The organism is Polyangiaceae bacterium (genome assembly GCA_020633235.1).
GTDB lineage: Bacteria > Myxococcota_A > Polyangia > Polyangiales > Polyangiaceae > JACKEA01.
In genome coordinates this window covers 852,045-875,403 of sequence record JACKEA010000002.1, presented here as the reverse complement: position 1 = coordinate 875,403, position 23,359 = coordinate 852,045, and the positions used below count along the sequence as shown (strand labels likewise).

General features: G+C 67.1%; 22 protein-coding genes. 17 read left to right on the top strand and 5 right to left on the bottom strand.

Going from position 1 to position 23,359, the window contains the following annotated elements:
* Nucleotides 1–77: 77 nt before the first annotated feature.
* On the top strand, nucleotides 78–2,771 hold the full coding sequence (gene acnA / locus H6717_14355; protein MCB9578203.1) for an aconitate hydratase AcnA: 2,694 nt from the start codon (nucleotides 78–80) through the stop codon (nucleotides 2,769–2,771).
* A 101-nt stretch (nucleotides 2,772–2,872) separates the two neighbouring features.
* Complete coding sequence (locus H6717_14350; GenBank protein ID MCB9578202.1) at nucleotides 2,873–3,226, top strand: hypothetical protein; 354 nt, start codon at nucleotides 2,873–2,875, stop codon at nucleotides 3,224–3,226.
* Here H6717_14350 and H6717_14345 read toward each other — a convergent pair whose 3' ends face one another.
* Nucleotides 3,227–4,567 (bottom strand): S41 family peptidase, encoded by a 1,341-nt coding sequence (locus H6717_14345; protein ID MCB9578201.1) that lies wholly within the window; start codon nucleotides 4,565–4,567, stop codon nucleotides 3,227–3,229.
* A gap of 243 nt (nucleotides 4,568–4,810) precedes the next feature.
* On the opposite strand from H6717_14345, the gene H6717_14340 reads away from it, so the two are divergent.
* The 4 genes from H6717_14340 to H6717_14325 all read left to right on the top strand — a co-directional run bounded on the left by H6717_14340 (nucleotide 4,811) and on the right by H6717_14325 (nucleotide 7,588).
* The gene (locus H6717_14340; GenBank protein ID MCB9578200.1) at nucleotides 4,811–4,963 is read left to right on the top strand and encodes a TIGR04563 family protein; all 153 of its coding nucleotides are present in this window, start codon (nucleotides 4,811–4,813) and stop codon (nucleotides 4,961–4,963) included.
* Entirely contained in the window at nucleotides 4,932–5,837 is a 906-nt protein-coding gene (locus tag H6717_14335; protein ID MCB9578199.1) for an alpha/beta hydrolase, read from the top strand. Before H6717_14340 ends, H6717_14335 begins: the two co-directional genes overlap by 32 nt.
* On the top strand, nucleotides 5,834–6,799 hold the full coding sequence (locus tag H6717_14330; protein MCB9578198.1) for a hypothetical protein: 966 nt from the start codon (nucleotides 5,834–5,836) through the stop codon (nucleotides 6,797–6,799). The genes H6717_14335 and H6717_14330 overlap by 4 nt, the downstream gene beginning before the upstream one ends.
* A 78-nt stretch (nucleotides 6,800–6,877) precedes the next feature.
* On the top strand, nucleotides 6,878–7,588 hold the full coding sequence (locus tag H6717_14325; protein ID MCB9578197.1) for a HAMP domain-containing histidine kinase: 711 nt from the start codon (nucleotides 6,878–6,880) through the stop codon (nucleotides 7,586–7,588).
* Nucleotides 7,589–7,615: 27 nt separating this feature from the next.
* Here H6717_14325 and H6717_14320 read toward each other — a convergent pair whose 3' ends face one another.
* Complete coding sequence (locus H6717_14320) at nucleotides 7,616–8,809, bottom strand: SUMF1/EgtB/PvdO family nonheme iron enzyme (protein MCB9578196.1); 1,194 nt, start codon at nucleotides 8,807–8,809, stop codon at nucleotides 7,616–7,618.
* A gap of 107 nt (nucleotides 8,810–8,916) precedes the next feature.
* On the opposite strand from H6717_14320, the gene H6717_14315 reads away from it, so the two are divergent.
* From H6717_14315 to H6717_14270, 10 genes are all read left to right on the top strand, one after another.
* Nucleotides 8,917–9,177: a hypothetical protein gene (locus H6717_14315; GenBank protein MCB9578195.1), complete on the top strand. Its 261-nt coding sequence runs from the start codon at nucleotides 8,917–8,919 to the stop codon at nucleotides 9,175–9,177.
* On the top strand, nucleotides 9,174–10,295 hold the full coding sequence (locus H6717_14310; protein MCB9578194.1) for a DUF2088 domain-containing protein: 1,122 nt from the start codon (nucleotides 9,174–9,176) through the stop codon (nucleotides 10,293–10,295). Before H6717_14315 ends, H6717_14310 begins: the two co-directional genes overlap by 4 nt.
* An 81-nt stretch (nucleotides 10,296–10,376) precedes the next feature.
* Entirely contained in the window at nucleotides 10,377–12,338 is a 1,962-nt protein-coding gene (locus tag H6717_14305) for a 3-isopropylmalate dehydratase (protein MCB9578193.1), read from the top strand.
* Nucleotides 12,335–12,913, top strand: coding sequence for an FKBP-type peptidyl-prolyl cis-trans isomerase (locus H6717_14300; GenBank protein ID MCB9578192.1), 579 nt, complete (start codon nucleotides 12,335–12,337; stop codon nucleotides 12,911–12,913). Before H6717_14305 ends, H6717_14300 begins: the two co-directional genes overlap by 4 nt.
* Nucleotides 12,913–13,152 carry a hypothetical protein gene (locus H6717_14295; GenBank protein ID MCB9578191.1) on the top strand — a complete coding sequence of 80 codons (240 nt, stop codon included), beginning with the start codon at nucleotides 12,913–12,915 and terminating at the stop codon, nucleotides 13,150–13,152. Before H6717_14300 ends, H6717_14295 begins: the two co-directional genes overlap by 1 nt.
* Nucleotides 13,149–13,490, top strand: a complete 342-nt coding sequence (locus tag H6717_14290) for a DUF1844 domain-containing protein (GenBank protein MCB9578190.1) — start codon at nucleotides 13,149–13,151, stop codon at nucleotides 13,488–13,490. Before H6717_14295 ends, H6717_14290 begins: the two co-directional genes overlap by 4 nt.
* Nucleotides 13,487–14,632 carry a trypsin-like peptidase domain-containing protein gene (locus H6717_14285; protein MCB9578189.1) on the top strand — a complete coding sequence of 382 codons (1,146 nt, stop codon included), beginning with the start codon at nucleotides 13,487–13,489 and terminating at the stop codon, nucleotides 14,630–14,632. The genes H6717_14290 and H6717_14285 overlap by 4 nt, the downstream gene beginning before the upstream one ends.
* A gap of 63 nt (nucleotides 14,633–14,695) precedes the next feature.
* On the top strand, nucleotides 14,696–15,481 hold the full coding sequence (locus tag H6717_14280; protein MCB9578188.1) for a sigma-70 family RNA polymerase sigma factor: 786 nt from the start codon (nucleotides 14,696–14,698) through the stop codon (nucleotides 15,479–15,481).
* The gene (locus H6717_14275) at nucleotides 15,478–16,017 is read left to right on the top strand and encodes a hypothetical protein (GenBank protein ID MCB9578187.1); all 540 of its coding nucleotides are present in this window, start codon (nucleotides 15,478–15,480) and stop codon (nucleotides 16,015–16,017) included. The genes H6717_14280 and H6717_14275 overlap by 4 nt, the downstream gene beginning before the upstream one ends.
* A gap of 17 nt (nucleotides 16,018–16,034) precedes the next feature.
* Complete coding sequence (locus H6717_14270) at nucleotides 16,035–16,532, top strand: hypothetical protein (GenBank protein ID MCB9578186.1); 498 nt, start codon at nucleotides 16,035–16,037, stop codon at nucleotides 16,530–16,532.
* Between the two features lie 3 nt (nucleotides 16,533–16,535).
* Here the strand turns inward: H6717_14270 and H6717_14265 are convergent, their stop codons facing one another.
* Both H6717_14265 and H6717_14260 read right to left on the bottom strand, forming a co-directional pair.
* On the bottom strand, nucleotides 16,536–17,666 hold the full coding sequence (locus H6717_14265) for a HAMP domain-containing histidine kinase (protein MCB9578185.1): 1,131 nt from the start codon (nucleotides 17,664–17,666) through the stop codon (nucleotides 16,536–16,538).
* Between the two features lie 89 nt (nucleotides 17,667–17,755).
* The gene (locus H6717_14260; GenBank protein MCB9578184.1) at nucleotides 17,756–19,756 is read right to left on the bottom strand and encodes a PAS domain S-box protein; all 2,001 of its coding nucleotides are present in this window, start codon (nucleotides 19,754–19,756) and stop codon (nucleotides 17,756–17,758) included.
* 124 nt (nucleotides 19,757–19,880) lie between these two features.
* Between H6717_14260 and H6717_14255 the strand changes: the two genes are divergently transcribed.
* Nucleotides 19,881–21,752, top strand: a complete 1,872-nt coding sequence (locus H6717_14255) for a chloride channel protein (protein ID MCB9578183.1) — start codon at nucleotides 19,881–19,883, stop codon at nucleotides 21,750–21,752.
* Here the strand turns inward: H6717_14255 and H6717_14250 are convergent.
* The gene (locus H6717_14250) at nucleotides 21,680–23,326 is read right to left on the bottom strand and encodes a cation:proton antiporter (protein ID MCB9578182.1); all 1,647 of its coding nucleotides are present in this window, start codon (nucleotides 23,324–23,326) and stop codon (nucleotides 21,680–21,682) included. The two genes, H6717_14255 and H6717_14250, sit on opposite strands and share 73 nt — an antisense overlap.
* Between the last annotated feature and the right edge of the window lie 33 nt (nucleotides 23,327–23,359).

The window sequence follows — 23,359 nt, the reverse complement described above, 5'->3', positions numbered from 1 at the left end:
GCTTTGGTACTTCGGAGCCCAGCTCGCGGCCTATCGCCCGAGCAAACCCACCTCAAACACCTTTATCGAGGGATCCCATGGCCGATCGCTCTCGCGACTCCTTCTCCACCAAGAGCACGCTCGAAGTCGACGGAAAGAAACTCAGCTACTTCAGCCTGGAAAAGTTCGCGAAAGCCAGCGGTAAGGACGTCTCTCGCTTGCCCTATTCCCTGCGCATTCTGCTGGAGAACCTGCTGCGCAACGAGGACGGCAAGGCGGTCACCAAGAGCGACATCGAGGCGCTGGCCGGCTGGCAGGCGAAGGCCAAGCCGGACACGGAGATTGCATTTCACCCGGCGCGGGTCGTGCTCCAGGACTTCACCGGCGTGCCGGCGGTGGTGGACCTGGCGGCCATGCGCGACGCCATGGCCGACATGGGCGGAAACCCCGACAAGATCAACCCGCTGTTCCCCTCCGAGCTGGTCATCGATCACTCGGTGCAGGTGGACTACTACGGGAGCGTCGACGCGCTGCTCAAGAACTCCGAGCGGGAGTACGAGCGCAACAAGGAGCGCTATGCGCTTCTTCGTTGGGCGCAGGGAGCGTTCCAGAACTTCAAGGCGGTGCCGCCCGCCACGGGCATCGTGCACCAGGTCAACCTGGAGTACTTGGCGCGCGTGGTGTTCGACGCCGACGGCATGGCCTACCCGGACTCGCTGGTGGGCACCGACAGCCACACCACGATGATCAACGGCATCGGCGTGCTGGGCTGGGGCGTGGGGGGCATCGAAGCAGAAGCGGCGATGCTGGGGCAGCCCATCAACATGCTCATCCCTCAGGTGATCGGCTTCCGCCTTCACGGCACGCTGCCCCAGGGGGCGACGGCAACGGACTTGGTGCTCACCATCACCCGCATGCTGCGCGACAAGGGCGTGGTCGGGAAGTTCGTCGAGTTCTACGGTGAGGGGCTGGACAGTCTGCCGCTGGCGGACCGCGCCACCATCGGCAACATGAGCCCGGAGTTCGGGTCCACCTGCGGCATCTTCCCCATCGACGCCGAGACCCTGCGCTACGTGCGCCTGACCGGCCGCGGCGAGGAGCGGGCGAAGCTGATCGAGGCCTACGCCAAGGCGCAGGGCCTGTTCCGCAGCACGGACACGCCGGATCCCGTGTTCACCGACACCCTCGAGCTCGATCTCGCGACCGTCGTGCCCACCCTGGCAGGCCCCAAGCGGCCCCAGGACAAAGTGGTGCTGAGCGAGTCGAAGGCGGCCTTCGAGAAGGCCCTCGCGGAGCTCCTGGCGCAGTCCAAGAAGGGTAGCGATCGCAGCCGCAAGGTGGCGACCGAGCTCGGCGGCGAGAGCTTCGATCTCGCGCACGGCTCCGTCGTGATCGCCGCCATCACCTCCTGCACCAATACCTCCAACCCCTACGTGATGCTGGGGGCGGGGCTCTTGGCCAAGAACGCTCGCGCCAAGGGCCTCACGGTCAAGCCCTGGGTGAAGACCAGCCTGGCGCCGGGCTCCAAGGTGGTGACGGAGTACCTGAAGCAGAGCGGGCTCTTGCCCGAGCTGGAAGCGCTGCACTTCAACGTGGTGGGCTACGGCTGCACCACCTGTATCGGCAACAGCGGTCCGCTGCCGGACTCGATCGGCAACGCCATCCGGGAAGGCGATCTGGTGGCGGTCAGCGTGCTCAGCGGCAACCGCAACTTCGAAGGCCGCATTCACTCCGACGTGCGGGCCAACTACCTGGCGAGCCCGCCGCTGGTCGTAGCCTACGCGCTTGCCGGCCGCATGGACATCGACCTGGACAAGGAGCCTCTGGGCAAGGGCTCGGACGGCAAGGACGTCTTCTTGAAGGACATCTGGCCGTCGCCCAAGGACGTCGCGGACGTGGTCACCAAGAACGTGACCAGCGCCATGTACCAGAAGGAATACGCCGAGGTGTTCTCCGGCGACGAGAAATGGCGGGCTCTTCCGGTGCCCGAGGGCAGCCGTTTCGCCTGGGATCCGGACAGCACCTACGTCCGCAAGCCCACCTTCTTCGAGAACATGCCCAAGGAACCCTCGGCGCCGTCGGACGTGGTCGACGCGCGAGTGTTGGCCCTATTGGGCGACTCCGTGACCACCGACCACATCTCGCCGGCGGGCAGCATCGCGAAGGACTCACCGGCGGCGAAGTATCTGCAAGAGCACGGCGTGGCACCCCACGATTTCAACTCCTACGGCTCCCGCCGCGGCAATCACGAAGTGATGATGCGTGGCACCTTTGCCAACGTCCGGCTGCGGAATCAGCTGGCGCCGGGCACCGAGGGCGGCTTCACGCGGCACCTCCCCGACGGCGAGGTGACCAGCATCTACGACGCCGCCATGAAGTACCAGGAGGAGAACGTGCCGTTGCTGGTGATCGCCGGCAAGGAGTACGGCTCCGGTTCGTCCCGCGACTGGGCCGCGAAGGGCACCTGGATGCTGGGCATCCGCGCGGTGATCGCCGAGTCCTACGAGCGTATCCACCGCTCCAATCTGATCGGCATGGGCGTCTTGCCGCTGCAGTTCCTCGACGGGCAGAGCAAGGAAAGCCTGGGTCTCACTGGTGAGGAGACCTACTCCATCACCGGCATCGCCGGCTCGCTCGCGCCCGGCAAGAAGCTCTCGGTGGTGGCCAAGGGGGCCGGTGGCGAGAAGAGGTTCGAGGTGGTCGCCCGCATCGATACCGCCGTGGAGCTCGACTACTATCGCCACGGCGGCATCTTGCAGTTCGTGCTCCGCCAGCTCTTGTCCGGGGGTTGATGCCTCGGGTGGGCTCGGCGCGGGCCGAGCCCACCCCAAAACCCCGCGCACGGCGTGACCGACTTCATCTATGCTGCGCGTTCCAACGAGGGACGACAGCGATGAAGACTTCCAAGATTCAGGTGTTTCTGGCTGCGGTGCTGGTGACGGGCGCGCTCCTGGCCTGCAAGAAGGGCAAGAGCGAGGAAACCAGCTCGACCACGGCGGCGGCCAGCGGCGGGGACTCCACCGGTGTCGCCGAGTGCGACGACTATCTGAACAAGTACCAGAACTGCGTGAAGGACCACGTGCCCGAGGTCGCTCGCGCCGGTATCCAGCAGAGCATCGACACCATGCGCGCCACCTACAAGAAGACCGCGGAGAACCCGGTCACCAAGGCGGGCTTGGCTCAGGGCTGCAAGCAGGCCCTGGAGCAGACCAAGACCGCGATGTCGCAGTACAACTGCGAGTGGTGATCAGCGCGACAGCACGCCCGTCACGATCTGGTAGGCGATGCTGAGGGCCTGATCGGCACCGCCGGCGGGGTTCTTCGGAACCTCGCGAGCGACGCCCAGGTGGGTCTCGTCGGAGGTGCCGCCATCGCCGCTCGGTGGTGCACCGGCGTCCGGCGGCGGTGCGCTCCCGGGCGGTCCCTCCGCCGGCAGATGGTTCTCGAGGTCCGACTCCCGCAGCACTCCGAAGCTCTGATCCGGAACCACGGCGGCGGCCACGGCCACGTCCGGCGTGATGCCCTGGGCCTGGATCGCCCGACCGCTCGGTGTGTAGTAGCGCATCGTGGTCAGGCGCAGGCCCGCGCCCCCGGGCAGGTCGATGATGGTCTGCACCGAGCCCTTGCCGAAGGTCTTGGCGCCCACGATGGTGGCGCGATGGGTGTCCTGTAGCGCTCCGGCCACCAGCTCGGCGGCGCTGGCACTGTACTCGTTGACGAGCACCACCATGGGACCGCGTCGCAGGGCGCCGCCGCTCCCGGCGCGAACCTCGTCGACGATCTTGCCGCGATGGCGCGTGGTGTAGATCACGCCGCCGTCCATCATCTCGTCCGCCACCGCGGAGGCTTCGCTGACCAAGCCCCCGGGATTGTTTCGTAGATCCACGAGGATCCCGGAGAGATCCCCCTTGGCTTGGTTCTTGAGCTTCGCCACCTGGGTCAAGAGCTCGGCGTGGGTTCCGTTCTGAAACTGTTTGATCCGGATGTAGCCCACGTCCCCGTCGAGCAATTTTCCCACCACGCTCGAGACCGTGATGATCTCGCGGGTGAGGGTGAAGTAGAGCAGCTCGTCGCGGCCTTCCCGGCGAATGGTGACCAACACCTTGGTGCCCGGCGCACCGCGCATCTGCCGCACGAGATCGTCCGCGCTCTTGCCGCGAACACTCTGGTTGTCGATGGCGATGATATGGTCGCCGCTTCGAATCCCCGCACGCGCCGCTGGAGAGCCCTCGATGGGAGCGATGACGGTGACGTACTCGTCTTGGAAGTCGACCTCCACTCCCACGCCGCCGAAACGACCTTCCGTGTCGGACTGAAAGATCGCGTAGTCCTCGGGGGGCAGGTAGGTGGAGTGGGGATCGAGCTCCGCCACCATCCCTTTGATGGCGCCCTCGGTCAGCCGTCGGCGGTCGACGGGCTCCACGTACTCCTGCTCCACCAACACCAGCACCCGGGCCATTTGCGCGACCACGTCGTAGGGGCTCTGGGCAGCCGTGGTGGCGGTGGCCCACTGGCTCGTCAGGGCGCCGCCGGCGAAGGCCGAAACGGCGAGGACCAAGGCTCGGAGCAGGCGTGAAACGCGTGGCATCCCGGGAGCATACCCGGGGTTTGTGCCCTGGCTTCGCCCAGGCTGGGTCCGGCTCGAGACAAACTGTCCCCAAGAGTGACCTATCTCGTTGATTTCACGGGCCTGTAGGTGATACTCCGAAGCTAGGCTGTGTCTTGCGACATCGCCTTACATTCTTCACCTGTGCCGAGGTCCCGAGTGGCGGACGATTCGAACAAAGGCGGAAGCGACAAGCGCAAACAAAGCCTCTACTTTCCCGAGGCCATGTTGCAAGAGATCAAGGACGAGGCGGCTCGCCTCGACCGGTCGCTATCCTGGGTCGTACAGCGCGCGTGGAAGCTCGCTCGGCTCGAGATCAAGAAGATCCCGAGCGTAAACGACATCGGTGACGACGACGACGACTCCGACAGCGGCTGAGCCGCCTGTCGGGGAGTTCTTTGCGCTCGGGCCGGACGGGACCCGCCTGTATGCGCGCCGTCGTGTAGGTCCGTCGCCGGTCACCGCCGTACTGTGTGACGGGATCTGCTGCGACGGGTTCATCTACAAGTACCTGTGGGAGGACCTGGCCCGGACGCTGTCCGTGGTGCATTGGAACTACCGCGGGCACGGGCGTAGCGCGCAGCCGCAGAACCCAACCCAGATCGACGTTCCGGATCACGCCGCGGACCTCGACGCCGTGCGTCGACGCGTGGGCGACCCGCCGGTCGTCCTCGTGGGGCACTCCTTCGGCACTCAGGTTGCCCTCGAGGCCTATCGCCTCAGGCCCGAGAAGATCCGAGGCATGGTGTTCTTGTGCGGCAGCTTTGGCCGCGTCACCCACTACTTCAAGGGTACCGACACCCTGGCCAACGTGCTGCCGCGGCTGCGGGAGCTGAGCGCCAATCACCCGAAGGTCGCGCGTGCGCTCTGGTCCCGAGTGCCTCCCCGGATGGCGCTCAAGATAGGGCTGCTCACGGGGGACTTGGACTCCCGCACCGTACGGCCGGAGGACGTGGAGCCCTATTTCCGCCATGTCGCCCACATCGACTTCCCCATGTTCGTGAAGATGCTGGAGCACGCGGGAGAACACTCCGCGGAAGATCTGCTCCCCCACATCGACATTCCGGTCCTGGTCATCGCGGGGGATCGCGACTCCTTCACGCCGCCCGAGCTCTCGCGGCGCATGGCGGACGCGATGCCCCAGGCCGAGCTGGTGATGCTGCCGGGCGGCACCCACGTGGCTCCGTTGGAGCAGAACGAGCTCGTGGCCCTTCGAATCGAGAAGTTTCTTTCCGACTGCGGTGCGGTGTGAAGGGCGCGCTGGTGCTTCTCGCGCTCTCGCTGACGGCAGCGTGCGACCGTTCCGAGACGAAGCCGGCAGCGGCGGTCAGTGCGAGTGCCGCCCCGGCCGTCGTGCCCAGTGGTTCCGCGGCGCCCCGACCCAAAAGCAAAGCCGAAACGCCCGTCGAGCCCGAGGAGACATCACCGCTGAAGCTCACGTCGATCAGCGGTCAGAGCGATGGCTCGCTGATCGGGGAGACCTCCGGGGGGGACCGCGTGCGGGTGATCTTGGCGACCCAAGCGGCGCCGCTGGCACCCGAAGCGCCCACGGCCTGGGCGGCGGTAGCGGGGCTGGTGGCGCCGGACGCCCGAGTGCCCACGGACTTGCGGCTGATTCCTCTCGCGGAGCTGGCGCACGCGGCGAAGGGGCCCCGCGCCAAACGCGCTGTTCGGGATCACGCTCGGGTTCTTGCCGACGGTACGGTGACGGCGGCGCTCCTGCACCTGCCCAAAGAAAAGCTACGACGGGTGGATCTGGGAGACGCCAGCGACGGCAACATCACCGGACGTTGGGAGACGAAGCTGATGACGACGGAAGCTCCCAAGGACGACGACGCGCGGCTGCTGGCGTCCTACCAGTCGCTCTTGGCCGTGGACTACCTGGTGGAGAACCTGATCCGCGGCCCGGTGCTCTTCGACGAAGGCGCCGGGCGCATCCTGGGTGTGGAAGACAACGACGTCTTTTCTGCCAAGGGATTGGATGGTCGCGTGGGCGATCCGCTGGCGCGCTTGAGCCGCCATCTGCACTGGTCCAAGCGCTTGGTCGACGCGCTGCGTGCCCTCGGTCGCGAGAAGCTGGAAGCGGCGCTCCGATCACCTCGTGGCACGCTGTTGCTCACACCCAAGCAGGTGGAAGAAGTGCTGGCTCGGCGCGATGCCCTGGTGCGAACGGCCCTGCGTCGTGGGGAGCAGCGCGCCCTGACGCTGCCCTGACATCCGAATATCCTTCTGGGTTTTGACGGCGCGGAACCGCCCCTTGGCGAGCCCTCCCGACTTCGCTATGAGCCGAGTGTGACGGACACGCTCGAACCGACGGAATTGGGGGCCATCCTCGGCCTGTTTGCTCACGATCTCCGCAATCCGCTGTCGGCGTTGCGCTCGAATCTCGGCTTCGTTGCCAGCTCGGACGCGACCCTGGACGACGACGCCCGGGAAGCGCTGGCTGATTCTTCGGTGTCGTGCGACACGCTGCTCAGGATCATCGACAACCTGGACGTGTTCGCTCGCAGCCTACGGGGCGAAACCCTGGGTCGGGACGGAGTCTCCGCCAACAATCTGCTGGACGAAGCGCGCGCTCAGCATGTCGACCTGGCGAAGAGCCACGCGGTGACGCTCGTGGTGGAGCAAGTCCCTCCGGACAAGAGCCCGTGGCTCGCCGTCAATGCCGGCGCAGCGGCGACGGCGCTGTCCAACCTGGTGCGCAACGCGATCCAGCACGCGGGAGGCAGCGGCAAGGTGACCGTGGGGCTCTCCGCGGACGCGTCGAAATGCGTGATGCGCGTGGAGGATTCCGGCCTGGCGATCCCCGAGGGCGGGGAAGAAGTGGCGCTCTCCCTGGTGGGGCAGCTCACCGCCAAGCGCGACGGTTGCTCGCGCTACAGCTACGGTCTCGGACTGTATGCCGCGAGCCGCTCCGCGGAGCTCGCCGGTGGCGTGCTGCGCGTCGCTTCCTCGAACGGCAAGAACGTGTTCGAGCTGGAGCTGCCGGTAGCCAGCGAGTGACGGGTATCGCGCCGGACCGACAAACCCTCAGGGCTGGACGATCACCACGTCGTCGGGATCCCGATGCAGGATCTTGCCGGTCTCGCCGGGGCAGCCCCAGCACGTGCTAAAGTGCAGGCGAGGCCGGATGTAGCCGCTGTAGGCCAGCGCCACGGGCCCCGGCTCGTTCTTCATGATGAAGCTCGAGGCGAGCTGGTAGTCGTCCTTGCCGACCACGTGATAGGTGACCACGAAGGACGTGTCTTTGCCCGAGCGTCCCACGAACACCAGGAATTCGGAGCCCGCGACGGGATTCCAGATCATCGGCTCCACGGTGAACAGGAAGCCCTTTTTGTCGCCCGGCCCGCGTTCGATGACGGTGTTGGCGGCGTCCGGCTCGCGGAAGAACTTGATGTCCTTGGCGATGACCGAGGTGTGCGGATCCTGAGCGAAGAGCTTCTCGACGCGCTCGGCGGTGAGGTGCACTTTCTGGAACGTCTGCTCCAGCCTCGGCTCCTTCACGACGGCGGCGTTCGGCGCGCCGCCGCAGCAGCGGAAGCCGAGGTCGTCGGCCTTCTCTTCTGGATCCAGCGCGTGGCGGGCGGCGCAGCGATGTTCGAGGGCGGGCGCCTTCTGATTCGCGCCGCGGACCGAGGCGGTGCGCTTGCCCTTTTCGGGCACGACGTCGCTGGCGGTCCACTCGCGTAGGGCGGCGGCGAGACCCAACACGTCGAAACCCGAGGCGCAGGTGCGCGGCTCGTCGGCGCAGCGCGGATCCCAGCCGGCGCCGGTGGGATACAGCTCGCTGTCCGGACCGCGACACGCGCGCTCCCACTCGAGCTCGGTGCACAAACGCTGGCCGCGCTCCGCGCACTTGCGCTTGGCCTCGTCGCGGGTCACGGCGGTGAGCGGCGGCTGACCGGGATCGTTGGGGTAGGGCAGGCGATCGATCTGATAGGCGCCGAGGTCGACCTGCTTGGCCACGGGCTCGAGCTCCGGATTGCGGCCAGGGCTCCCGGGAACGCTGCCGGCTTCGAAGGCGCCGCCGGGGACGTCGATCTTCTCTCGGGCGAGGGGCTTGTTCTTGGGGGCGCGGACGGCCCCCGAGGCGGCGGCGGCAGGCGCCGCGCTGGCGCTGGGACTTGCGCTGGTCGCTGTTTGGCCGGCGCTGCCCTTGTTGCAGCCGAGAGCCGCCAGAGCGACGGCGATGGCGAGGTGAGCGACACGCACGGCGCGGACCATGGGCGAAGCGCCGAAGCAGCGCAAGCGCATGAATGTTTACGTTGTAAACTTCGGCGTCAGCCAGAAAGTCGCAGAAACCGTCAGGAGGGCTAGGATACAAGGCGACCATGCCGCACCCCCTGGCCACGCACTTGGCACCGCTGATCGATCGCGAAGTCTCCGAGCTTCAGGCCATCGTCGCGCACTGGGTGGTGAGCGAGCCCGACGCTTTCGAGCGCGCTCGCTATCGGACCTTCGGCTCGGAGCTTCGGGCGCTGAAGGCACGGATCGAGCGGCGGCCGACGCGGCCGACGGACGAAGAGATCGAGATCGCGCTCACGGCGCTGCTCGCCGTGGTCGGGCGCCGGGTGCGACCCACCCTGTCGTGAGCTTCGCCGAGACCCAGCTCGCCAGCGTGGAGCCGGCGCGGCTGCAGGTGGTGTCACCTGAGCCCGCGGACGCCGGCCGCGATGTGCTCGAGCTGTGTCGAGAAGCGCTGGCGGACGGGGTCGACGCGGCGGGGGCGCGGCGGATTGCCGTCATCGTGAGCGACGCCAGTCGCGACGAGCCGCGCGAAGCGTTGCTCACCGCGCTCCGCGAGGTGCTGCCCTGGGAGCGGGTCACGCTGGTGGTGGCATCGGGCACCCACGTCGGGGACGACTCGGTCGTCCCCGACGGATTTCGGGACCGGCCCATCGTGGTGCACGACGCGGCGGCGCTGGAGCACATGACGGACCTCGGTGTCACCGCCGAAGGCACCCGCGTCCGGCTGCAAAAGGTGGTGGCCGAGGCGGATCTGGTGGTGGTCACGGGTCGCCTGCGTCCGCACTACTTCGCGGGGTTCTCCGGCGGGGTGAAGGGGCTCTTTCCCGGCTGCGCCTTCGCGGAGGACGCGCTGCGAAACCACCTGTTGAAGGCCGACCCCAGCGCGCGCCTCGGGCGCGTGGACGACAATCGCTGCCGGCTCGACATGGAGGCGGCGGCCGCCAAGGTCCCGGGCCGGGTCGTGATGCTGAACGTGCTGTGCGACATCGACGGCAAGGCCGTGGCCGCTGCCAGCGGGGATCCGGTGAGGGCGCACCGGGAGCTGTGTCGGCGCGCGCTGCCGCTGTTTCAGGTGCGGGCGCCGCGGGCGCCGGTCGTGGTCGTGGCGGACCGCCCGCCGGTGTCGCGCTCGCTGTACCAAGCTTCCAAGCTGCTGCCGCCGGCGGGCGCGCTGCTCGAGGACGGAGGCACCGTGATCGTCCTGGCGGAGTGCGATCGCGGCACCGGCCCGCTCTCGCGGGTGAACGAGGGCATCTACCAGCTGGGCGTGCGACGTCAGCTCCCGGAGCGCCACCGCGTGGTCCTCGTGAGCGAGCTCCCGCCCGAGGTGGTTCGCCACACGTACGCGCGACCGGCGCCGAGCCTGTCGTCGGCGCTGCGCGACGCCGGGGCGGAGTCCGCCGTGGTGGTGTGGCGCGCGGGCGAGTGCATCGCCACGCCTGACGCGTGTCAGCGGGCTTGACGCGACGCGGCGGCGCCTCACGGTGACGCTGGCGCCGATTCGCGCTAGAGAGTTTTCTCCCCTGCCGACCCTCGAGGTTTCATGACCGAGCGCACCGTCCGGCTCAACGGAAAGATCCTGTATCTCACCGAAGATGCGGAGTTGTTACGACGCCAGCTGGATGGCGAGCAGCTCGAGTACGACCCATCGACCAAGCTCATCGACAACATCTCCACGGACGAGATCACGCCTGGGTGGGTCTGTTACTACTTCGACGAGACGCTGGCCCGCTACTGCCTGGTGGGGCTCCGGGGCAACGTCGTCCAGAAGGACTCGATCAAGGACGGCGGCTTCTCGGTGATCGTGAGCGGTCGCAGCAAGGGCTGCGGCAGCTCGCGGGAGACCGCGCCCTACTCCGAGCTCACCGCTGGGGTAGGGCTCGTGATCGCGGAGAGCATCGAGAAGATCTACGGGCAGAACAGCCAGAACATCGGCTTGCTCACCTCCACGGACTTCTCGCTCATCGATCGCATCAAGCGCGGTGAAGCGATCCCCATCAGCGAGTTCACCCGCGGCCTCGATCCCATCAGTGCGCAGATCGTGGAGTGCGGCGGCCTGTTCTCCTACAACAAGCGGCGCATGGCCGGCGAGATCACGCCGCCCACGGTGGCCACGGCGCGGCGCCCGATGACGCTGTGCGAGAAGATCATCGCGGCCCACGCCATCGCAGACGCCAAGACCGGCGCTCTGGGCGTGGAAGCGGTCAAGCCCGGGGATGCGCTGTTCGTCCGCACCGACGTGCGTTTTTCCCACGAATACGTGACGCCCATGGCCGACAGCCTGTTCCGCGCCGGCTTTGGTGAAGGCGTGAAGGTGACGGAGCCGGAGAGCGTGTTCGCGTTTCGGGATCACCTCACGTTCCTCGAGCTGGTGATGCCCGAGCAGCACAAGAAGATGGGGCTCCGGGAGCAGGCCGCCTCCCTCAAGGACGTGCAGGAGACCTTCTCCAAGCGTCACGGAATCAAGCTCTACGGCGAGGTCGAGCGGGATGGGCGCACCGTGGGCAGCGAAGCCATCTGCCACAACAAGGTGATCGAGGAGATCGCGCTTCCGGGACAGATCGTGGCGGGCACGGACTCCCACACCTGCATGGCCGGTGCTCTTGGCTGCTTTGCTTTCGGCGTGGGCAGCACGGACATGGCGAACGCGTGGTTCACACGGGACGTGCGCGTGAAGGTGCCGGAGACGGTGCACTTCGTGCTCGAGGGCGAGCTTCTGCCGGGCGTCTGCGCCAAGGACGTGATGCTTCACATCTTGAGCCTGCCGCACTTCAAGACCGGCAAGGGTATCGGCCAGGTGTTGGAGTTCTCCGGCAGCGGCATCCGTCGCATGCCGCTGGACGAGCGTGCCACGCTCACCAACATGGCGGTCGAGGCCGGGAGCTTCACCGGTATCATCGAGGCCGACGACACGGTCATCGACTACCTCACGGAAATGCGCGGCCTCCCGCGAGAAGCGGTCGCCCAGCGGATCGTGCGGGCGGATCCGGACGCTCAGTACGCCGCCACCTTCCACGTGGATCTGTCCAAGATCGGCCCCATGGTCGCCACCCCCGGGGATCCGCGCAACGGCGTGCCCCTCACGGAGCTCGGCGAGAGCGTGAAGATCGACATCGCCTACGGTGGCTCGTGCACCGGCGGCAAGAAGACCGACATGGACATGTACGCGCTGGTGCTCAAGCAGGCGCTGGCGGAGAACCGCCGCGTGGCGGACGGCGTGCAGCTGTTCATCCAGTTCGGCTCCCAGCACATCCGCAAGTACGCGGAGGAGCGCGGGTACATCGACGTCTTCGAGCGCGCGGGGGCCACGCTGGTCGATCCCTCGTGCGGCGCCTGCATTCGAGCAGGGCCGGGCGTGAGCATGAGCCCCGAGCAGGTCACGGTCAGCGCAATCAACCGAAACTTTCCCGGCCGCAGCGGCCCTGGCCAAGTGTACCTCGCGAGCCCGCTGGTGGTCGCTGCCAGCGCCATCGCGGGCCACATCGTGGCGCCTGAACCGTCTTGAGCACGCCGTCGAACGTCCAGCTCGGCCCCGGTGTCGTCGCGTCACTGCGCTACGCCGTCTTCGACGAAGACGGCGAGTGCGTGATGGAGGCCGGGGAGCCCACGGAGCATGTCATCGGCTACGGTCAGCTTTGGCCGGTGTTGGAGCACGCCGTCGAGGGGCTCGAGGTCGGCGCACGAAAGACCGTCACCATGAAGCCCAAGGACGCCTTCGGCGAGCGGGACCCGAAGGCGCTCGTGGAGGTGGACCGCGCGGACTTTCCCGAGGACGTCGCGCCCGGGGATCGCTTCGAGGCGGAAGACGAAACTGGAGCGCAGGTGCTGCTCAAGGTGTTGGACGTGGGCGACGACTTCGTCGTGCTCGACCAAAACCACCCCCTCGCGGGGCAGAAGCTCCGGGTCGAGCTCGAGGTGGTCGCGGCGCGGGTCGCCTCGGAGCAGGAGCTCCGCCGGGCGGAAGCGGCGCTTGTCCCCGAAGAACCGCTGATTTCGCCCGAACGCTTGCGGAAGGGCCCTGGGCGGCGCTACGAGGAGACCCCCGAGCCTTCGGCCGACGAACCACCAGGAGATGAATGATGGCATCCGAGCATTTCAAGTACGACGTCCGAGTCAGCGATCGCTTCGTCAAGAGTGGCGCTACGACCGAGGCGGAGCTCGCCGGGCGGCTGGAGGCTCTTCCCGATCTCACGGACGCCTGTGAGAACCTGGAGATCGCTCAGCCCGCTTTGGGCGCTTCCGAAGGCACCACCGAGGTCCCCGTCACCGGTCGAGTCGGAGCGGAGGCGGCGTCGGACGACGACTTGGTGGCGTCATGAGTGACGCGGGGGGACCCGATTCGGGTCAGCAACGCGCGGCGGAAGAAGCCTTTCAAGATGCGTCCGCGGATGCCCGAGGGGGCGAGCTCCCGGAGGTCGACTTCACGACCTTCGTCCTGTCGCTGACGCACAACGTTCGGGTCCACCTCGGGGACGCCCCCAGTCCTGGGGAAACGACCACCAGCCAGAGCCTACCGCTCGCGCGCCAGACCATCGACCTGCTCGCCTTGCTTCAGGAAAAGACCCGCGGCAACCTGAGCGGAGACGAGGAGCGCATCTTGGAGAGCGCGCTGTTCGACGTGCGCATGCGTTTCGTGGAGGTCGCGAAGTCAAAGTGAGAGCCCGGATCCTGGTCTTCGTCGCCTGCGCCCTCGCCGGGTGCAATCGGAGCTCCAAGGCGGGCGCGGATGCGGGTGCGTCTCCCTCCGCCGTGGTCACCCCGATACCCACGGCACCGCTGCCGGCAGCGCCCCCCGCTGCGGCGCCTCGGAGCTTCGCGGATCTGGCGGCCAAGGCCGATTCCGCCGTGGTTTTCGTGCGGACGCTGCAGGAGCAGCGCGGCCGAACGGGGCGGCGTCGAGTGATTGGCGAAGGCCTCGGAACGGCCTTCGTGTTCGACCCCAATGGCCTGATCCTGACGAACAACCACGTGATCGAGCATGCCTCGGACATTCGCGTGATCTTCGGCAAGAAGAGGGAGATGAAGGCCAAGGTGGTCGGACGCGATCCGCCCACGGACATCGCGGTTCTCCGGGTGGACGAGAAGAACCTCGCGCACCTGCCGCTTGGGGATTCGGACAGCACCCGCGTCGGAGACTGGGTGGTAGCCATCGGCAATCCCTTCGGTCTGTCCCACACCGTGAGCGCAGGCATCGTGTCGGCCAAGGGTCGCACCGGCCAAGACGTGAAGGGTCTGGGGGACGGCACGGGCTACTACAATTTCATTCAGACCGACGCGAGCATCAATCCGGGCAACTCCGGTGGTCCACTGTTGGACATGGCGGGACGAGTGGTGGGGATCAACACGGCCATCCGCGCCCGGGCGAACAACATCGGCTTCGCCGTCCCCATCAACATGGTGAAGGAGCTCTTGCCGAGGCTCACGAAGGACGGCAAGGTCAACCGCAGCGCCATCGGTATTCGGGTCTCATCCCTGCTACCGGAGGACGCAGAGCGCCTCGGGGTGTCGGACCAGGGAGCGCTGGTGCGCTTCGTGATGCCCGGTGGCCCGGCGGACAAGGCCGGCCTGCGCAACGACGACGTGATCCTGAAGTTCGAGGGGGAAACGGTTCAGGGGCCCGAGAAGCTCCGCTGGCTCGCCAGTCTTGCGGGTGTGGGCAAGACCGTGAAGCTCGAAGTGATGCGGGGCAAACGCAAGATGGAGCTCAGCGTGATGCTGGGAGAGCTACCGGATCAGCCGTCCGCCGCGGCACCGGACGCCGAGGAAGAGGAGCCCGATTCCCCCTTCGGTCCACCATGATTGGCCCCTCGGCCGACGGCTGCCGGGGGCACTTGCCATGGAATCGGCGTAAATTGCTGGGTGATGCCCGCTGACACCCGCCCGAGGAGCACGGCCCCCAGCTCTCCGGGGGTCGACGAGCCCAACGAGGGGGCACGGGCCCGTGTGCGCGTACTTTCGGCCGCGAGGTCTGACGCGAATGTCAGGGGGGTGAATAGCGCCACGACGCGGGCGTCCAACCGAAGGGCCCGTCGGGCCGAAGCGGAGCAGGACCGTGCCCTCATCGAACGCGCAAAACAAGGCGACCGGGGTGCCTTTCGGCAGCTCGTGGATCGCCACCAGCGGCGGGCCTTTGCCATCGCGCTGGGTTTGGTCCGCGATGAGCAGGACGCGCGGGAGATCGTCCAGGAGGCATTCCTTCGCGTTCATCGGGGGCTGGCCTCCTTTCACGGCGGCTCCAGCTTCTTCACCTGGCTCTACCGAATCGTCACGAACCTCTCCATCGACCTCATGCGCAAGCCCGCCCGCAGGGAAGCGGAGCTCGACGAGGCACGGGAGATCAAGGACGAGCTCGACGTGCCCTTTCTGGCGCGGATCGACGGCGCGGACCCGCTGGACGTGGTCCATCGCAACGAGCTGGCGGAGACCATCCAGAGCGCTCTGGACGCCCTGCCCCCCTACCATCGCGGAGTCATCCTGATGCGCGAGATAGAGGGCATGAGCTACGAGGAAATGGCGCAGGCGATGGGCGTCTCCAAGGGCACCATCATGAGCCGGCTGTTCCACGCCCGACAGAAGCTGCAGCGGGCCCTGGCTGCCTGCTACGAGGAGCAGTTTGGTACTGCACCATCGAACGGAGGCAAATCGTGACCGAGCATCGGCACGTGGAGCTGATGCAGCTCCATGACGAGGAGCTGGAGCTCGATGCAGAGCTGACGGAAGAAGAGCTCGCCGTCCTCGAAGGCCTCGATCAGGTGGGCGACGCCGTTCGCCTGTGGGCCGCCGAGCGGGGGGAGGGCGTGTCCGTCACGGAAGACGTGATGGCGGCGCTGGACGCGGAAGAGCCCCCGGCGGACTCAGCACCGCGCCACCGCTGGGGCGTCGTTGCGGCGGCCATGGCCATGGCTGCGGCGGCAGCACTGGCGTTGAATCTGGCGAAGCACTCGGAGCCGGAGCCTCAGCTCGCGCTCACGCTTCCGCCGCCCCCGCAGGTCCAGCCGTTGCCCCCGGAGCAAATGCCCGCCGTCGCGGAAAGCGAGCCGTCTTCCCCGGCGGCCATCGAAAGCATCGACTTCGGGGGCCAGAACGGAGCAATCTTCATGGTGCCCGCGGGCACCGAGACGACGCCCGTGGTCTGGCTCACGGACGACGCCACCGAGGGTGGCGATAGGATGGAACCACTATGAGAACTTCGACTACTGCCCTGGCACTCGCGCTCGGGCTGCTCATCGCTCTGCCGGCTGGTGCCCAGGGCAAGGCGCCGGCGGACAAAGCCCCGGCAGCCGACAAGGGCAAGACCAAGCGCGAGGCGGAGCAGGCGAAGTACCACGCCGAAGTGCTCGTGCTGCATGCCACCAACTCGGGCAAGGGCATCGACAAGAACATCGGCGACATGCCTGAGCTCAAGAAGCCGCCGTTCTCCTCCTACGACAGCTACGAGCTCCTCTCGCGCAACAAGCTCCCGCTGGTGAAGGACGATCCCAAGACTCTGGAGCTCCCCAACCGGCGCGTGCTCAAGACCAAGCTGCTCGAGATCCTTCCCAAGGAGCAGCTCAGGATCAGCGCCAGCATCAATCAGCCCAAAGGCAAGACCTTCCTGCCCCTGTTGGAGGTGAAGGCCAAGGTGGGGCAGTCGTTCATCGTGGCGGGGCAGAGCTACAAGGGTGGCATCCTCGTGCTCGTCATCCGCGTGGTGAAGTGAGCCTCACTCGGGGTCCGCTGCTGGCGGCAGCGTGATCCGGAACGTGGTGCCGACGCCCGGGGTGCTCGTTGGCTCCAGGAGCCCGCCGTGGGCGTCGATGATGTTTCGCACGATGAAGAGCCCCAGCCCCGAGCCGCGCCCGCTCTCCTTGGTAGTGTAGAAGGGCTCGAAGATGCGGGTGAGCTCGTTGCTCTCCATTCCCACTCCGTCGTCCGACACGTCCACGATGATGGTCTGCTTCGTGCGAGTGGCCCGCACTCGAAGCGTTCCACCCCGCTCGCGCATGGCGTGGGCCGCGTTGGTGAAGAGATTGACGAAGACCTGGGTGAGGGGGCCGGAGAAGCCGCTGACCAACAGGCCTGACGCAGGCACGTGCACGTCCACCGTGATCGAGCACTCCGACAGCTCGTGCTCACAGAAGGAGAGCGCACGGTTCACGACCTGGGCGACGGGCACGGGCGCCGGAATGCTCCCGGCAGGCCGCGCGTAGCCCACCACGTCCCGCGACAGATCGAGCACGCGTTCGGCCGCTTCTTCGATGCGGGCCAGCCGCTCGGAGGACTCCGGCGGCAGGGAGTCGGAGTTTCTCTGCAGCTGGTCGGCGTAGGCCACGATGGAGGTCAGGGGATTGTTGAGCTCGTGCATGATTCCGGCCGCCAGCTGCCCGAGGGCCGCCAGCTTTTCAGTCTGGATCACGCGGGAGCGAAGATCTGCGAGGTCTCGTTCGTGTCGCTCGATGGCTTCGAACGTCCGGGCTTGCTCGAGGAAGCTCTCCAGGAGGTCCGCGGCCCGCAGCAAGAAGTGCTCTTCCTCCGCCGTCTCGGGACCATCGCTACCCAGGCGCAGCGTGGTGGCGTGCGTTCCAATGGGCACCACCCGCTCGTAGGGTAGCTGGGGGAAGGGACGGGTCGGGCTGGCCTCGGCGCCGAGAGAAGCACCGCTCGGCTCCACGCCTTCCACGACGCCCACCCGAGGCACGACCACCGCCACGCCCAGCCCTGGGAGCTGCCGCGCGATGCCTCTCACGAAGTCCCGGCACAGCTCTCGGGTGCCCTGATCCGCGCGCAGTTGAGTTGCGAGGGTGAGCAGCGCCTCCAGGCGATGAGGCGGCAGGGCGGCGGGCGGCCGGGTCACGCGGCTCGACTCGGTCGGCGCCAGATCCCGGGCGTCGGAGTGCAAATCCCCGGAGGATTTTCCTCTCCCCCTGTCGTTCGCGTGTCCGCTCATCGCCTGACGCTCTCCGGGTCCGAATCCGCGCTGGCCTTCTCCAGGTCCAGGATCTTCGCGCCCCCGACGTAGCTCTTGGTCTCGTACTTGGTGATCTTGCCGACTTTGCGAACGATCTCCGCCATTCGCTCCGCCTCGGACATGATCACCGAAGCAGCGTTGTAGAGTGGGGTCTCCGAGTCCAAATTACGACGCAACAGCTCTGCGTATCCAATGACGCTGGTCAAAGGCTGATTCAGCTCATGGGCAGCGGCGCCGGCGAGCTCCGCCACGATGGCTTGCTTCTCTCGATTTCTGAGCTCTTCTTGGGCGCTTTCCAGGCGTTTCTCCATGCGGAGCTTCTCGCGGATGTCCGTGAAGATGCCCACCGAGCCGACGACGCGGCCGTTCTCCACGATCAACGAGGCAGAGAGCGTCACCGGGATGGGCTCCCCCGTGGCGCTGACCATGTCCACTCGGTAGTCCTCGAGGCGCCCGGGGCCGTTGACGTTCGGATCCCGGATGTTCTGCATCACCTGGCGCGCGATGCCGGCGGGGTAGAGCTTCTCCACGTTCAGCTTGCCCACCACCGTTTCCGCCGGATAGCCGAAGATACGGGACGCCGCGCGATTGAACAGCAGCACCCGTCCGCTCACGTCCGCCGACACGATGCCATCGACGGAAGCCTCGATCACCCGCTCGAGGAAGTCCTTGGTCTGGCGGAGCTCGATTTCGGTCTGTCGCTCCTGGGTCACGTCCCGGAAGGTGAACTGCACGGCGTCTTCCTCGTGGAGCACCGAGCTGAAGCTCACGTTCAGCACGATGCCGTGCTCGTTCTTGGTGGTCGCGTCGATGTCCACCTCGCGCGGATAGAAGCCCTTGGCGAATCCGGACAGGAGCTTCTCGGCGAGCTCCGGGCTTTCCCCCAGCAGCTGGCCGAGGGGCATGCCCATCAGCTCCGTTTCCGAGAACCCCGTGATCTCGCGGGCTCTTGGATTCGCGAACAGGACTCGGCCGGTCTTGTCGATCACGACCATGCCGTCGGCGGCGCTCTCGAAGATGTCCGCGTAGCGCTGGAACACGCGGGCTCGGCGCTCGGCCTCCACCCGGGCGAAGGTGCTCTCCTGGGTGGCATCCCGCAGCGACTGCAAGATCCGCGCGTTTCTCAGCGCGATGGCAGTGGCGTTTGCCACCGTGTGCACCAGCGCCAGCTCGTGGTCGGCGAACGTGACGCTGGCGCGGGAGCGCAAGAAGATCACGCCCATGGGGCGGTTGTCGTGGGAAATGGGCACTAGCCCGAGGGACGTGAACTCCAGAGACGTTTCCCGTTGGCGCACCATCTCGAGCAGCGGATGCGCTTTCGCGTCACGGATCACGAGGGCTCGCCCAGTGCTGAGTACTTCCCGGATTTCCGGGTAGTTCGCCAGCTCGATGGGTAGGTCCTTCAGCTCCGCGTCGTCGCTGGTGGCCACGACGTAGCCGATGTCGCTCTTGTCTCGAACCAAGACGATGCTGCAACGGTCCACCCGTGCCACCTCTGCAACCCGCTGCACCACGGTGAACAGGATGCCCCGAATGTCCAGCGTGGAGGCCAGCGCCTGCGTCAGCTCCAGCACCGTCTGGGAGTCGCGCTCCCGGCGACTCAGACGCTCCACGTAATCCCGTACCCGCATCTGACCCCGGATGCGCGCGACGAGCTCGGCGGGGCGGAACGGTTTGTGGACGTAGTCGTCGGCCCCCGACGAGAACACGCGTCGGATCTCCTCGTTGGAGTCGAGGGCGGTGAGCACCACCACCGGAATGTCCGCGAGCCGTGAGCTCGCTCGAAGGTGTCGCAGGACCGCGTAGCCGTCGGGATCCGGCATCACCAGATCCAGGAGCACCACGGCGGGGGTCTGCTGCTCCAACCAGGCCAGCGCCTCTGCACCACCCGCAAGCTCCACGACCGATAGGCCCGCACCGGCCAGCGTCTCTCCCAAAACGTGGCGGCTGACGGTGTCGTCATCGACGACCAGGATAGGACCGTCGGAGCCCACGATTCCCCAATGTTACGCGCTCCGGCCCGGTTCATGCAAACAGCAGTGAGAAAGTCCCGCGGTTCTCCTTGCGCAGCGTCACTTGTGTTGGCAGAGTCCGCCCGCCATGCGGAAAGGGTTGCCTGGCATCCCGACCTTGGCGGACCTCGGCGCCTTCGCTCGCTTGTTCGAGTTCAGGGCCGTCTCTCGTTGGGTTGGTCTTGGCTTGGTCATAGGTGTCGTCGCCGGTCTCGGCGCTGCGGCGTTCTACGTGGGCATGGATTGGATCCGGCACACGATGCTGGGTGTCGGTGCTCACATGCCGCCGCTCGAGCCGCACGGGGAGCACTCGCTCTTCGGTGAGGTTCCTCCCGGAGAGGTCCGCAAGTGGGTCATGGTCCTCTCGCCGGCCTTGGGCGGGCTCATCTCCGGGCTCATCGTGTTTCGCTTCGCGCCAGAAGCGGAAGGCCACGGAACGGACGCGCTGATCGAATCTTTCCACCGTCACGGTGGCCGCATTCGCCCCCGGGTGCCCATCGTCAAGGCGCTCGCGTCGGTGGTCCTGATCGGTACCGGTGGCAGCGCCGGTCGCGAGGGGCCCATCGCCCAGATCGGCGCGGGCTTCGGCTCGGTGCTCGGCTCCGCCCTGAAGCTCTCCGCTCGGGAACGCCGCTTGATGCTCATCGCCGGCGCGGCCGGCGGCATCGGCGCCATCTTTCGCACGCCCCTGGGCGCCGCGCTGTTCTTGGTGGAGGTGCTGTACAAGGACGACTTCGAGGTCGATGCGCTCGTTCCCGCGGTGCTTTCGTCCGTGGTCGCCTACTCCGTGTTCACCATGTTGTTCGGCGAAGGGACCATCTTCGTCACGGAGAAGCACTACTCCTTCGATCCGCGTCAGCTGCCCCTCTACATGGTGATGGCGGTGTTCGCCGCGCTCGTGGGCTGGATCTACATCAAGGTCTTCTATGGCATGCGGGACCGCGTGTTCCACAAGCTGAAGATGCCCAACACCATCAAGCCCATGTTCGGCGGCTTGGCCGTGGGTCTCTTGGCGCTGGCTGCGCCGCAGGCGTTGGGCGCCAGCTACGGCTGGCTGCAAGAGGCGCTCCTGCCCCGTCACCACGTGCTGCCCATTGGTTGGATTGGCGCGGGAACGATGCTCGGCATCGCCCTCTTGAAGGTGCTCACTACCTCGCTCTCGGTTTCCTCTGGGGGCTCCGGAGGCGTGTTCGGTCCTTCCGTGGTCGTGGGCGGCATGATCGGCGGCGCCTTCGGCTTCGCCTTCCACGAGTGGTTTCCCCACGTGGTGCCGCAGCCGGGAGCCTTCGTCATCGTCGGCATGGCGTGCTTCTTCGGGGGCGTCGCTCACGTGCCCATTTCCTCCCTGGTGATGGCGAGCGAGATGACCGGAAGCTACGACCTGCTGGTGCCGCTGATGTTGGCGGAGGTCGTTACCTTCACCCTGCTCCGCCGCTTCACGCTGTACGAAAAGCAGGTGGGGACGCGGCGGGATTCCCCGGCGCACGGTGCGGAGTACGTCTTGGATCTGCTGCAGCACGTGCGGGTGGGCACGGTGTTCGACAAACAGCCGGTCAAGCCGCTGCCGGCGTCCACGCCGCTGGCGGAGGTGCTGCGCGTGACCACGGGCTGCAACCAGACGGTGTTCCCCGTCGTTGGGCCGCGAGGCGAGCTCTCCGGCATCGTGACCCTGGACACGGTGCGCGCGTTCTTCTTCGACGAGGAGATGGGCAAGCTCGCCATTGCCGCCGATTGCGCGATGCCGCTGGTCACCGTCACTCAAGAAGACACGCTCGCGGTCGCTTTGGAGCGCTTCGCTTCGTCGCACTATCCCGAGCTACCCGTGGTGGACTCGGAGGGCGGCGGGGAAATCGTCGGCATGCTCAGCTACGAGCAGCTGCTCCACACCTACAGCCAGGAGCTGGTGCGGCGCCGTAGCGGCATCGACGAGAGCGGCGTGGAGAGCAAGCCCGCGGCTTGATCAGCCGGCGTTGGGATCGCGCGGGCCCGGGGGGAGCGGGTGCCCGAGCAGCGTCTGATTTTCCGCTTCCTGTTGTTGGTTCGGCGCGGATCCCGACGCGGTCTGCTGGGGGATCGGCTGGGTCGTCGGAACGCCACCAGGGATCGGCGCGCCCGGATACTGCGCGACGGGTTGGGTGACGGGCTCCGGCGCCGCCGGCAGCGGGGCGACCGGCGTCGGCGCTGGCGCCTGGGGCGCCACGGGTGCCGGCGCCGCCACGGGTGCCGGCGTGGCCACGGGTGCTGGCGCCGCCGCCACGGGGCCAGCGCCGCCGCCATCACGGCAGGGGCCGGCACGCTCAGCTCCTCCGACATCGGTTCTGGATCCACGGGCTGCATGCCGCGTTTGATCACCGGGAAGCCGAGGGCGAACACCAGGATGGTCACCAGCACGCAAGCGAACACCACGACGGGCAACGAATCGGTGCCCGCAATGCCTGCCGACACCGGCAGCGTCGCCAGCACGCCGGCGGCCATGCCGCGCGGCATGGCGACGGTGACCAGGTTCTTCTCGTCGGAGGTGAGACCGCTCGCGATGGTCGCGATGCGCGTGGCGGGAATCCGGGCTGCGAAGAGCAAGCCACCCAAGATGGCGCCCAACAGCAGCAGCGAGATGGGCCCCGCCAGCATGGCGCCGATGAACACGAAGAAGAAGGACTTGATGATGAACGCCATCTGGCGATGGAAACCGCGCACGGAGGTATCGAGCTGGGCGCGCTCTACCAGGCCGATCTTCTTGGACAGCGACGGGGCGTTCCCCAAGATCACCGCCACCGCCAGGATGCCGAGGGCTGCACTGCCGCCCATCTTGTCGATCACGACGTACAAGATCAGCAGCGCGGAAAGGGTGACGGGGTAGGCGTGCTCGCTGTCCTGTAGGAACTTGAGCAGCAGCAGCCAGATCAGGCCGGCGACCAAGCCGATGGCGAGACCGATGCCGAAGGAGCGCAGCAATGCCACCGCGGGGCCGGCGGCGCCCGTGTTGCCCTTCACCATCACGTCGATGATGGCGACGGTGCTGACGACGCAGAACGCGTCGGTGAGGGCCGACTCCAGGTTCACGAGGTTACCGACGCGGGGCGCGACCCGCGCCTGCTGCATCGCGGGCATCACGATGATGGAGCTCGAGCCGCCCAAAATGGCCCCCAAAAGCCAGCCGTGGGTCCAGGTCCAGCTGGCCGGCAGCCAGCCAACCCAGGCGGCCAGCATGCTGACCACCGCCATCATGGACGCGGACGCCAAGAACGACAGCAGCGCGAGCGCGCTCGAGCGTGGGGCGGCCTTGCGCAGCTCGCGCAAGCGTAGCGCCGTGCCGCCCTCGAACAGCACGACCACCAGCGTGACCGCCGCGAAGTACGGCGCGATGGCGTTGAGTCTCGGCTTCGTCACCAAGCCGCTGACGGGACCGAGCAGGATGCCGGCGAGAATCAGCCAGATCACGTCCGGGATGTTCGTGCGCTGGAAGATGATCTCCCCCACCGCGCCGATCAGAAAGATGCCCGCGATCGAAAGCAGAAAGAGGGTGACGGAGTCCATGGCGACCCGAGCACTGTAGTGCAACGCTGCCGT